This is a genomic window from Burkholderia sp. Bp9142 (assembly GCF_003853415.1).
GTDB lineage: Bacteria > Pseudomonadota > Gammaproteobacteria > Burkholderiales > Burkholderiaceae > Burkholderia.
Map to the genome: position 1 here is coordinate 14,930 of NZ_QTPP01000005.1, position 12,354 is coordinate 27,283.

11 protein-coding genes are annotated in these 12,354 nt (G+C 67.1%); 10 read left to right on the forward strand and 1 reads right to left on the reverse strand.

The features are described 5' to 3' along the window. The first annotated feature begins 7 nt into the window (after positions 1–7). The 10 genes from murD (at position 8) to lpxC (ending at position 11,562) form a co-directional block, all read left to right on the forward strand. Entirely contained in the window at positions 8–1,516 is a 1,509-nt protein-coding gene (gene murD, locus DIE22_RS07315; RefSeq protein ID WP_124502015.1) for a UDP-N-acetylmuramoyl-L-alanine--D-glutamate ligase, read from the forward strand. Continuing rightward, positions 1,513–2,796, forward strand: coding sequence for a putative lipid II flippase FtsW (gene ftsW / locus DIE22_RS07320; RefSeq protein WP_124502016.1), 1,284 nt, complete (start codon positions 1,513–1,515; stop codon positions 2,794–2,796). Before murD ends, ftsW begins: the two co-directional genes overlap by 4 nt. Positions 2,797–2,917: 121 nt before the next feature. Beyond that, positions 2,918–4,021, forward strand: a complete 1,104-nt coding sequence (gene murG / locus DIE22_RS07325; protein WP_124502017.1) for an undecaprenyldiphospho-muramoylpentapeptide beta-N-acetylglucosaminyltransferase — start codon at positions 2,918–2,920, stop codon at positions 4,019–4,021. After that, on the forward strand, positions 4,018–5,415 hold the full coding sequence (murC, locus tag DIE22_RS07330; protein WP_124502018.1) for a UDP-N-acetylmuramate--L-alanine ligase: 1,398 nt from the start codon (positions 4,018–4,020) through the stop codon (positions 5,413–5,415). Before murG ends, murC begins: the two co-directional genes overlap by 4 nt. Position 5,416: 1 nt before the next feature. Then, positions 5,417–6,358, forward strand: coding sequence for a D-alanine--D-alanine ligase (locus tag DIE22_RS07335; RefSeq protein WP_124502019.1), 942 nt, complete (start codon positions 5,417–5,419; stop codon positions 6,356–6,358). Positions 6,359–6,377: 19 nt separating this feature from the next. Further along, positions 6,378–7,130, forward strand: coding sequence for a cell division protein FtsQ/DivIB (locus DIE22_RS07340; RefSeq protein WP_124502020.1), 753 nt, complete (start codon positions 6,378–6,380; stop codon positions 7,128–7,130). A 26-nt stretch (positions 7,131–7,156) separates the two neighbouring features. Then, on the forward strand, positions 7,157–8,389 hold the full coding sequence (gene ftsA, locus DIE22_RS07345; RefSeq protein WP_044844232.1) for a cell division protein FtsA: 1,233 nt from the start codon (positions 7,157–7,159) through the stop codon (positions 8,387–8,389). A 111-nt stretch (positions 8,390–8,500) separates the two neighbouring features. Beyond that, on the forward strand, positions 8,501–9,697 hold the full coding sequence (gene ftsZ / locus DIE22_RS07355) for a cell division protein FtsZ (protein ID WP_057926854.1): 1,197 nt from the start codon (positions 8,501–8,503) through the stop codon (positions 9,695–9,697). 200 nt (positions 9,698–9,897) lie between these two features. Further along, positions 9,898–10,404, forward strand: a complete 507-nt coding sequence (locus DIE22_RS07360) for a peroxiredoxin (protein WP_059535173.1) — start codon at positions 9,898–9,900, stop codon at positions 10,402–10,404. A gap of 240 nt (positions 10,405–10,644) precedes the next feature. Next, entirely contained in the window at positions 10,645–11,562 is a 918-nt protein-coding gene (gene lpxC, locus DIE22_RS07365; protein WP_124502021.1) for a UDP-3-O-acyl-N-acetylglucosamine deacetylase, read from the forward strand. A gap of 75 nt (positions 11,563–11,637) precedes the next feature. On the opposite strand, the gene DIE22_RS07370 is transcribed toward lpxC, so the two are convergent. Further along, a complete protein-coding gene (locus tag DIE22_RS07370) occupies positions 11,638–12,117 on the reverse strand; it encodes a DUF721 domain-containing protein (protein ID WP_124500207.1) in 480 nt (159 codons plus the stop codon). Positions 12,118–12,354: the final 237 nt, after the last annotated feature.

Below are 12,354 nucleotides of genomic sequence, written 5' to 3' on the forward strand. Positions count from 1 at the left end.
TGGCGAGATGTTTGGAGATCGGCAGCGGCCGATGGTGCTCGTACTGGGGCTCGGGGAATCGGGCCTCGCGATCGCGCGGTGGTGCGCGAGGCACGGGTGCCGGCTGCGTATTGCCGATACCCGCGAGGCGCCGCCGAACCTTGCCGCGCTGCAGGCCGAAGGCATCGACGCGGAGTTCGTCGGCGGGCCGTTCACGCCCGCGCTGCTTGACGGCGGCGTCGAGATCGTCGGGCTGAGCCCCGGCCTGTCGCCGCTCGAACCGGCACTCGCGGCACTGATCGCGGCCGCGAACGAGCGCGCGATCGCGGTGTGGGGCGAACTGGAATTCTTCGCGCAGGCGCTGCGCGCGCTCGGCGCGAGCGGCTACCAGCCGAAGGTGCTCGCGATCACCGGCACCAACGGCAAGACCACGACGACGAGCCTCACGGGCCTGCTGTGCCAGCGTTCGGGCAAGAAGGTCGCCGTTGCCGGCAACATCAGCCCGGCAATGCTCGACCGGCTCGCGGGCGCGATCGACGATACGGCGCTGCCCGACGTCTGGGTGCTCGAACTGTCGAGCTTCCAGCTCGAGACGGCGCGCACGTTCGCGCCCGATGCGGCGGCGATTCTCAACATCACGCAGGATCACCTCGACTGGCACGGCAGCTTCGACGCGTATGCGGCGGCGAAGGGCCGGATCTTCGGCGCGACGACGACACGCGTGCTCAACCGGGACGATGCGGCCGTCATGAAGTTCGCGCCGGCGGCAGGCGCCGCGGATGCGGCGCGCACGATCACGTTCGGCCTGAACGAGCCGACGCAGGACGGTGACTACGGCCTGTCGCGCGACAACGGCATCGCCTGGCTGGTCGAGGCGGTCGACCGCGACGCGCCGGACGAGACGACGAGCCGCCGGCGCAAGCGCGACGGTGCGCATACGCCCGACATCGCGCAGAAGCGCCTGATGCCGGCCGACGCGCTGCGTATCCGCGGGCTGCACAACGCGGCGAACGCGCTGGCCGCGTTCGCGCTCGCGCGTGCGATCGACCTGCCGGCCGCGCCGCTGCTGCACGCGCTGCGCGAATACCGCGGTGAAGCGCATCGTGTCGAAGTGATCGCGACGATCGACGACGTGGACTACGTCGACGACAGCAAGGGAACGAACGTCGGCGCGACGGTTGCCGCGCTCGACGGGCTCGCGCAGAAGATCGTGCTGATCGCCGGCGGCGACGGCAAGGGTCAGGATTTCGCGCCGCTCGTCGCGCCGGTCGCCCGCTGGTGCCGCGCGGTGATGCTGATCGGCCGCGACGCGCCGGCGATTCGCGACACGCTCGCCGAAACCGGCGTGCCGCTCGCCGGTCACGCGACGCTCGAAGATGCGGTGCATGCGGCCGCCGATCTCGCCGAGCCGGGCGATGCGGTGCTGCTGTCGCCTGCCTGCGCGAGCCTCGACATGTTCCGGAACTACGCCCATCGCGCGGATGTGTTCCGCGCGGCGGTGGATGAAATCGCCATCGGCAAAGGAGCGACGCCATGAGCTGGTCCGATCGCCTCGTCTCCCGTTTCAACGACCGGCGCGACACCGGAGGCAATGCCGCGGGCGGCCGTGTCGCGTCGGCCACGCGCGCCGCGACCGGCGGCCTGGCGAGCGTCGTCAACGGCGTGCGGCCGAGCCGCTCGCGAATGCTCGACTTCGACTACTCGCTGCTGTGGGTCGCGATCGCGCTGCTCGGGCTCGGTGTCGTGATGGTGTATTCGGCGTCGATCGCGATGCCTGATTCGCCGAAATACGCGTCGTATCACGATTACGCGTTCCTGATGCGTCACTGCGTGTCGCTCTTCGTCGCATTCGTCGCGGCCGTGATCGCGTTCCGCGTGCCCGTGTCGACCTGGGACAAATACGCGCCGCATCTCTTCCTGATCGCGCTGGTCGGTCTCGTGATCGTGCTGATCCCGCACGTCGGCAAGGGCGTGAACGGCGCGCGCCGCTGGATTCCGCTCGGCATCACGAACATGCAGCCGTCGGAAATCATGAAGCTCGCGGTGACGATCTACGCGGCGAACTACACGGTGCGCAAGCAGGAGTACATGCAGAGCTTCGCGAAAGGCTTCCTGCCGATGGCGTTCGCGGTCGGTCTGGTCGGTGCGCTGCTGCTGCTCGAGCCGGACATGGGCGCGTTCATGGTGGTCGCCGCGATCGCGATGGGCGTGCTGTTCCTCGGCGGCGTGAACGGCAAGCTGTTCGGCGGCCTGGTCGCGACGGCGGTCGGCACCTTCACGATGCTCGTGTGGCTGTCGCCGTGGCGTCGCGAGCGGATCTTCGCGTATCTCGATCCGTGGGACGAACGCTACGCGCAGGGCAAGGCGTACCAGCTCACGCACTCGCTGATCGCGTTCGGCCGCGGCGAGTGGTTCGGCGTCGGCCTCGGCGGCAGTGTCGAGAAGCTGAACTACCTGCCCGAAGCGCATACCGACTTCATCCTCGCGGTGATCGGCGAGGAACTCGGCTTCGTCGGCGTGCTGGTCGTGATCCTGCTGTTCTACTGGATCGTTCGCCGCGCGTTCGAGATCGGCCGTCAGGCACTCGCGCTCGACCGCACGTTCGCGGGCCTGATGGCGAAGGGCATCGGCATCTGGTTCGGCGCGCAGACGTTCATCAACATGGGCGTGAACCTCGGCCTGCTGCCGACCAAGGGCCTGACGCTGCCGCTCGTGAGCTACGGCGGTTCGGGCATTCTGCTGAATTGCGTCGCGCTCGCGGTGCTGCTGCGGGTCGACTATGAAAATCGCGTACTGATGCGGGGAGGGAAGGTATGACCTCCCCGCGTCAGTACGCGATTTCGGCGAAGGCTAACTTCGTGCGCGAAGCGTGCGAAGTTAAGCGTAGCGGCCGTAGCCAAAACGTTCGTTCATTCTTGTCGATGCGGGGAGGGAAGGTATGACCGCGTCGCGACGCACGCTGATGGTGATGGCAGGCGGCACCGGGGGCCACGTGTTCCCGGGGCTCGCGGTCGCGCACCGGATGGAAGCGGCGGGCTGGCGCGTCGTATGGCTCGGCAATCCGGCCGGGATGGAAGCGACGCTCGTGCCGAAGCATGGCATTCCGATGGAATACGTGCGCTTCGGCGGACTGCGCGGCAAGGGCCTGAAGGCCAAGCTGACGCTGCCGTTCAACCTGCTGCGCGCGTGCTGGCAGAGCCTCGGCGCGCTGCGCCGCGTGCGGCCGGACGTCGTGCTCGGGATGGGCGGCTACATCACGTTCCCGGCGGGCGTGATGACCGCGCTGTCGGGCCGTCCGCTCGTGCTGCACGAACAGAATTCGATCGCCGGTCTCGCGAACAAGGTGCTCGCGAAATTCGCGAAGCGCGTGCTCGTCGCGTTCCCCGGCGCATTGCCGCACGCGGAATGGACCGGCAACCCGATTCGCGCGGAACTTGCGCGCACGGAAACGCCCAAAGCACGCTATGCGTCGCGCAGCGGTCCGCTGAACGTACTGGTGGTCGGCGGCAGCCTGGGCGCCGCCGCCCTGAACGAAGTCGTGCCGCGCGCGCTGGCGCTGCTGGCGCCGGGCGAGCGCCCGCGCGTCGTGCACCAGGCCGGCGCGAAGCACATCGAGGCGCTGAAGGCGAACTACGAAGCGGCCGGTTTCGCCGGCGGCGGCGACGTACGGCTCATGCCGTTCATCGACGACATGGCGAGCGCATACGCGGCGGCGGATCTCGTGATCTGCCGCTCCGGCGCGATGACGGTGTCGGAGATCGCGGCGGTGGGCGTGGCGGCGCTGTTCGTGCCGTTCCCGTACGCGGTCGACGATCACCAGACGACCAACGCCGCGTTCCTTGCCGATGCGGGCGCGGCGGTGCTGGTGCAACAACGCGACCTGTCGGCGGAACTGCTCGCCGACTGGCTGCGCGGCCAGTCGCGGGCCTCGCTCGCGGACATGGCGGAACGTTCGCGCTCGCTGGCAAAGCCCGAGGCCACCGACGAAGTCGCGCGCGTCTGCGCGAAGGTGGCCGGCGCGAACCTGGAACAACTGCAATGAAACATATCGTCAAACACATTCATTTCGTCGGGATCGGCGGCGCGGGCATGAGCGGCATCGCCGAAGTGCTCGTCAACCTCGGATACGAGGTCAGTGGCTCGGACCTGTCGCGCAACGCGGTGACCGATCGTCTGGAGGCGCTCGGCGCGCGGATCGCGATCGGCCATGACGCGGCGAACATCGAGGGCGCGAACGCGGTCGTCGTGTCGACGGCCGTGCGCTCGGACAACCCCGAAGTGCTGGCCGCGCGTCACCAGGGCGTGCCGATCGTGCAGCGCGCGGTGATGCTCGCGGAGCTGATGCGCCTGAAGCAGGGGATCGCGATTGCCGGCACGCACGGCAAGACCACGACGACGAGCCTCGTCGCGAGCGTGCTCGCGGCGGGCGGTCTCGATCCGACCTTCGTGATCGGCGGCCGGCTGATCAGCGCCGGCGCGAACGCGCGGCTGGGCACGGGCGACTTCATCGTCGCCGAGGCCGACGAGTCGGACGCGTCGTTCCTGAATCTGTATCCGGTGATCGAAGTCATCACGAACATCGACGCCGACCACATGGACACCTACGGCCACGATTTCGCGCGGCTCAAGCAGGCGTTCATCGAATTCACGCAGCGCCTGCCGTTCTACGGCAGCGCGGTCGTGTGCGTCGACGATCCGAACGTGCGGCAAATCATCCCGTTCATCTCGAAGCCGGTCGTGCGCTACGGGCTGTCGCCGGACGCGCAGGTGCGCGCGGAGGACATCGACGCGCGCGACGGGCGCATGCACTTCACGGTGATCCGGGAAGGCCGTGCGCCGCTCGCGGTGGTGCTGAACCTGCCGGGCCTGCACAACGTGCAAAACGCGCTCGCGGCGATCGCGATCGCGACCGATCTCGGCGTGACGGACGACGCGATCCAGCTGGCGCTGGCGGAATTCAACGGCGTCGGCCGGCGCTTCCAGCGCTACGGCGAGGTGCCGAGCGCGGACGGCGGCCAGTACACGCTGATCGACGACTACGGCCACCACCCGGTCGAGATGGCCGCGACGATCGCGGCCGCGCGCGGCGCGTTCCCGGGCCGCCGCCTCGTGCTGGCTTTCCAGCCGCACCGCTACACGCGCACGCGCGACTGCTTCGACGACTTCGTCAACGTGCTGTCGACCGTCGACGCGCTGGTGCTGACGGAAGTCTATGCCGCCGGCGAAGCGGCGATCGCGACGGCCAACGGCGACGCGCTGTCGCGTGCGCTGCGCGCGGTGGGGAAGGTTGACCCGGTATTCGTCGCGGCGGTCGACGACGTGCCGGATGCACTGGCGAAGGTCGCGCGGAACGGCGACGTAGTGATCACGATGGGCGCGGGTTCGATCGGCGGCGTGCCGGCGAAGGTCGTGCAGAACACGCAACAGAAGGGATGACATGAGCGGGATCGATCCGAAACGTTTCGGCAAGGTGGCGGTGTTGTTCGGCGGCGAATCCGCCGAGCGCGAGGTGTCGCTCACCTCGGGCCGCCTCGTGCTGCAGGGCCTGCGCGACGCGGGTATCGACGCGCATCCGTTCGACCCGGCCGAGCGGCCGCTGTCGGCGCTGAAGGATGAAGGCTTCGTACGCGCGTTCAACGCGCTGCACGGCGGCTATGGCGAGAACGGCCAGATCCAGGGCGCGCTCGATTTCTACGGGATTCGCTATACGGGCAGCGGCGTGCTCGGCTCGGCGCTCGGCCTCGACAAGTTCCGCACGAAGCTCGTGTGGCAGCAGACGGGCGTGCCGACGCCGCCGTTCGAGACGGTGATGCGCGGTGACGACTACGCGGCGCGCGCGGCGGACATCGTCGCGAAGCTCGGCCTGCCGCTGTTCGTGAAGCCGGCGAGCGAAGGCTCGAGCGTCGCGGTGCTGAAGGTGAAGACGGCCGACGCATTGCCCGCCGCACTGTCGGAAGCCGCCACGCACGACAAGATCGTGATCGTCGAGAAGAGCATCGAAGGCGGCGGCGAATACACCGCGTGCATCGCCGGCGATCTCGACCTGCCGCTGATCAAGATCGTGCCGGCGGGCGAGTTCTACGACTACCACGCGAAGTACGTCGCCGACGACACGCAGTACCTGATTCCGTGCGGCCTGCCCGCCGAGCAGGAAGCGGAACTGAAGCGCATCGCGCGCCGCGCGTTCGACGTGCTCGGCTGCACCGACTGGGGCCGGGCCGACTTCATGCTCGACGCCGCCGGCAACGCGTATTTCCTGGAAGTGAACACGGCCCCCGGGATGACCGACCACTCGCTGCCGCCGAAGGCCGCGCGCTCGATCGGCATCGGCTATTCGGAGCTGGTCGTGAAGGTGCTGTCGCTTACGCTCAACGACTGACGCAGGAACGGAACGACGTATGTGGAACAACGTTCGCCAACTCAACCTTGCCGCCAGCGCGCTGTACGCGCTGTTGCTGCTCGTGTTGGCGGCGGCCGGCTGCTACTGGCTGATCCAGCGTCCGACGTTCGCGCTGCGCGAGATCCGGATCGACGGCGACACCGAGCACATCAACACGCCGACGGTGCGTGCGGGCGTGGTCGGCCGGCTGAAGGGCAATTTCTTCACGGTCGATCTCGACACGGCGCGTGCCGCGTTCGAGCAGATGCCGTGGGTGCGTCACGCGAGCGTGCGCCGGGTATGGCCGAATGCGCTGGCTGTCACGCTCGAGGAGTACAAACCGCTCGGGACCTGGGGCAGCGCGCAGCTCGTGAGCGTCGATGGCGAGCTGTTCACCGCGAACCAGGGCGAACTCGATCAGGAACTGCCGGCGTTCGACGGCCCGGAGGGCAGTGCGAAGGACGTCGTCACGCGATATCGCGACTTCACGAACTGGTTTGCGCCGCTGAAGGCGGCGCCGGAAGAAGTGACGCTGTCGGCGCGCTACGCGTGGACGGTGAAGCTGTCGAACGGCATGCAGGTCGAACTGGGCAAGGAGCGCACCAGCGAGACCCTGCATGACCGGAGCCAGCGCCTCGTCGCCGCGTGGCCGGCCGTCACGGAGCGTTGGGGCAACGACATCGAGTACGCGGACCTGCGTTATCCGAACGGATTCGCGATTCGTGCGGCAGGCATGCGGTTCCTGACCGATACCGACAAGCGCAAGAAGTAACGAGAGATCACACGCAAGAGCACTTTATGAGCAAAGACTACAAGGATCTGCTGGTTTCCCTCGACATCGGCACGTCGAAGGTGGTGGCCATCGTCGCCGAGCTGAAGGGCGAAGGCCATTACGAGGTGATCGGCCTCGGCCAGAGCGAATCGAAGGGTCTGAAGAAGGGCGTGGTGGTCAATATCGAGGCCACCGTGCAGTCGATCCAGCGCGCGCTCGAGGAAGCCGAGCTGATGGCCGACTGCAAGATCACCAACGTGTTCACGGGGATTGCCGGCAGCCACATCCGCAGCTTCAACTCGAGCGGGATGGTCGCGATCAAGGACAAGGAAGTCACGCAGACCGACGTCGCGCGCGTGATCGAGACCGCGAAGGCGATCAACATCCCGACCGACCAGCAGGTGCTGCACATCCTCACGCAGGAATTCATCATCGACGGCCAGGAAGACGTGCGCGAGCCGATCGGGATGAGCGGCATCCGCCTCGAGGTGAAGGTGCACATCGTGACGGGTGCGGTCAGTGCCGCGCAGAACATCGTCAAGTGCGTGCGCCGCTGCGGGCTGGAAGTGAACGACCTGATCCTGCAGCCGCTCGCGTCGTCGCTGGCCGTGCTGACCGAAGACGAGAAGGATCTCGGCGTGGTACTGGTCGACGTCGGCGGCGGCACGACCGACATCGCGATCTTCGCCGAAGGCGCGATCCGCCATACCGCGGTGATTCCGATCGCCGGCGACCAGATCACGAGCGACATCGCGATGGCGCTGCGCACGCCGACCCCGGACGCGGAAGACATCAAGGTCGGCTACGGGATCGCGAAGCAGGCGCTCGCTGATCCGGACGAGATGGTCGAAGTGCCGGGCCTCGGCGAACGCGGTCCGCGCACGCTGTCGCGCCAGGCGCTCGCGGCGGTGATCGAGCCGCGCGTCGAGGAACTGTTCTCGCTCGTGCAGCAGGTCGTGCGCGAGTCGGGTTACGAAGAACTGCTGAGCTCCGGCGTGGTCATTACCGGCGGCGCTTCGATGATGCCGGGCATGGTCGAGCTCGGCGAAGACATTTTCCTGAAACCGGTGCGCATCGGCGCGCCGGAATACGCAGGCGGCCTTGCCGACGTGGTGCGCAATCCGCGCTACTCGACGGCGATGGGCCTGCTCGTCGAAGGCAGTGCCCAGCGCATGCGCGGCCGCAAGGTCGCCGTGCAGTCCGGCAACGCGGGGCAGATCTTCTCGCGGATGAAGGAATGGTTCCTGAGCAACTTCTGACACACCGAATCAAAATTCGCGCTGGTGCCGGCGGCTGGCGCGCGACAGGGGGTTGCCCGATCTCCTGCCGAATAACGGCCGAGTAGGTTTATTTTCTTGACGGAGGCAACAATGGAATTCGAAATGCTGGAAACCGAAACCAACGGCACCATCATCAAGGTGGTCGGCGTTGGCGGCGCTGGCGGCAATGCCGTCCAGCACATGATCAACCGCGGCGTGCAGGGCGTCGACTTCATCGTGATGAACACGGATGCACAGGCGCTGTCGCGTTCGCGCGCATCGTCGGTGATCCAGCTGGGCAACACGGGGCTGGGCGCCGGTGCGAAGCCGGAAATGGGCAAGGCGGCGGCGGAAGAGGCGCGCGAGCGCATCGCCGATGCACTGCGCGGCGCGCACATGGTGTTCATCACGGCCGGCATGGGCGGCGGCACGGGCACGGGCGCGGCGCCGGTGGTCGCGCAGATCGCGAAGGAGATGGGCATCCTGACGGTTGGCGTCGTCAGCAAGCCGTTCGAGTTCGAAGGCGGCAAGCGCATGCGCGTCGCGGAAGCAGGCTCGCAGCAACTGGAGGATCACGTCGACTCGCTGATCGTCGTCCTGAACGACAAGCTGTTCGACGTGATGGGCGATGACGCCGAGATGGACAAGTGCTTCCAGTGCGCGGACGACGTGTTGAACAACGCGGTCGCGGGCATCGCCGAAATCATCAATGTCGATGGCCTCGTGAACGTCGACTTCGAAGACGTGAAGACGGTGATGGGCGAGCAGGGCAAGGCGATGATGGGCACGGCGACGGTCGCCGGCGTCGATCGCGCACGCCTCGCGGCGGAACAGGCCGTGGCGAGCCCGCTGCTCGAAGGCGTCGATCTGTCGGGCGCGCGCGGCGTGCTGGTCAACATCACGTCGAGCCGTTCGCTGCGCCTGTCGGAAACGCGCGAAGTGATGAACACGATCAAGAGCTACGCGGCGGAAGATGCGACGGTGATCTTCGGTGCGGTGTACGACGACGCGATGGGCGATGCACTGCGCGTGACGGTCGTGGCGACGGGTCTGGGCCGTGCGGCGAAGAAGCAGCAATCGGCGCCGATGACGCTGCTGCGCACGGGTACCGACAACCAGCCGGTCAGCGCGGTCTCGCACGGCTATGCGCAGCCGCAACACGTCAGCACGGCGGACTACGGCGCGCTCGATACGCCGGCGGTGTGGCGCAACTCGCGCGAAACCGCGGCATCGCACGTGCAGGCGCTGCAGGAGAAGGGTGTCGACACGTACGACATCCCGGCTTTCCTGCGCAAGCAGGCTGACTGACGACGCACACACAGGCGAAGCCGCGGCGCAATCGTTGAGATTGCCGCGGTAACGCCGGCGTGACGGATGCCACGGACCACGACAGGCCGCGTCGAATGCGACGCCGGGCCGGGAAACGTGCCCTCTTCGCATGAGCGGAGCGGGATGGGACGTGCTGTCCGCAACACGCTGAAAAACCGTATCGCTATGAGGGACCAGCCATGATTCAAGTGGGCGACGCGCTGCCCGACGCGCAACTGTTCGAGTTCATCGACGACGCGCGCGAAGGCTGCACGCTGGGGCCGAATGCCTGCAGCGTGCGCGACCAGGTTGCGGGAAAGCGGGTGGTGATCTTCGGATTGCCGGGTGCTTTCACGCCGACCTGCTCGGCGCAGCATGTGCCGGGCTATGTCGAGCACGCCGAGCAACTGCGCTCGGCGGGCATCGACGAGCTCTGGTGCGTGTCCGTCAACGACGCATTCGTGATGGGCGCATGGGGACGTGATCTGCACACCGCGGGCAAGGTGCGCATGATGGCGGACGGCAGCGCTGCTTTCACTCATGCGCTGGGGCTGACGCAGGATTTGTCCGCGCGTGGCATGGGAATCCGTTCCCTGCGCTACGCGATGGTGGTCGACGACGGTGTGGTCAAGACGCTGGCCGTCGAAGCGCCGGGCAAGTTCGAAGTGAGTGATGCGGCGAGTGTGCTCGCGACGTTGACGTCCTGATCGTGCGGTGCACCGTTGCCTGCCGGCAACGCTGCGCACCGGCCTCAGGGCAGTTGTAACACGGGCCGATGACCGGAAACGCCTCCGTTCCGGGCATCGGCCCGTCCCGTATCGACACGGGTAAACAGTCGAAACAGATTGATACGCAGTTTCAAACAGCGTTGAATAGGGAATTACGCTATACTCCCATCTATCGAATATAACTCCTGATTGATATTCTCAATCAAGATGAAGAACACCATGCTGAAGCAGCGCACCATCAAATCGATCGTGAAGACCGTGGGCATCGGTCTCCACTCGGGCCGCAAGGTCGAACTGACGCTCCGCCCGGCCGCGCCGGGCACGGGGATCGTTTTCTCGCGCGTCGACCTGCCCACGCCCGTCGACATTCCGGCATCCGCGATGTCGATCGGCGACACGCGGCTCGCGTCGGTGCTGCAAAAGGATGGCGCGCGCGTGTCGACCGTCGAGCACCTGATGTCGGCGTGCGCCGGCCTCGGCATCGACAACCTCTATGTCGACGTGACGGCCGAGGAAATCCCGATCATGGACGGCAGCGCCGCGTCCTTCGTGTTCCTGATCCAGTCCGCGGGCATCGAGGAGCAGAACGCGCCGAAGCGCTTCATCAAGGTGAAGAAGCCGGTCGAAATCCGCGAGGGCGACAAGTTCGCGCGTCTCGACCCGTATTTCGGCTTCAAGCTGAAGTTCACGATCGACTTCCGTCATCCGGCGGTCGACAAGACCGGCCAGGAGCTCGAGGTCGACTTCGCGAACACGTCGTACGTGCGCGAGATCGCGCGTGCGCGCACGTTCGGTTTTGCCCATGAAGTCGAAATGATGCGCGAGCTGGGCCTTGCACGCGGCGGCAGCATGGACAACGCGATCGTGCTCGACGAGTACCGGATCCTGAACAATGACGGGCTGCGCTACGACGACGAGTTCGTGAAGCACAAGATGCTCGACGCGATCGGCGACCTGTACGTGGTCGGCCATCCGCTGCTCGCGTCGTACACGGCGTACAAGTCGGGTCACGGGCTGAACAACGCGCTGCTGCGCGAACTGCTTGCGCATGAAGACGCGTACGAGATCGTCACGTTCGATGATCCGCAAGCGGCGCCGAGCGGCTTCGCGTTCGACACGCAGACGGCCTTCGCCTGATCGGCGTCCGGCACGAGCGATAAAAAAGCGACCTTCGGGTCGCTTTTTTGTTGGCGGCTGCGGCCGGCGGTGCGCTCAGCGCGACGACTTCGCGCCGTGCCGCGCGGCCATTCGCGCGAGCGCGGCCTGCAGTGGCGACGGCTCGAGGTGATCAGCGAGTTCGCGCAACGCGGCGGCGCCGACGGTCGTCATGCGCGCCTGCTTCACGTGCGGCGGCTCCGGCGCGTCCTTCGGCCGCACGCGCACGCGCAGCGCCGAAACCGGCCAGCCGCGTTTCTGGAGATCGGCGAGCAGGCGCGGCTCGACCTGCCGGAGCCGGGCAGCGAGCGCGTTGTGCGCGGCAAAGAGGGTCAGGGTGCCGTCCTTGATGGAGCCCGGTTCGACATGATTCGCAAGATAGTCGGGCAGCAGCGCGGCGAGGTCGCGCTGCAGCGACGCGACCTGTTCGACGCCGGCGCGCAGCGCCGCGAACGCGTCGGTGCGGTTGAGCACTTCGGACACGGGTTGCGGGCGATACGCGGGGAGCGGGCCGAAACGCTTGGAAAATCGGTTCATCGAGGCATTCTTCGGGCGCGCACGGGCGCGGACGTTGACGCCGATTGTACCCGCGCCGGCCCGCGCACGGGCGGCTTTCGGGCCGTGTGCCCGGTTGCCCGCGCGGGTTCGGCACGCGGCGCGAGTCCAGCCGGGACACGGGCGCATGCTTTCCCGCGTGCTAAAATTCCTCGTTTGATTCCACTAATTCGCTAAGCCGCCGAGGCTCGGGCGTCGGGGCGCGCAACACGCGCCGGG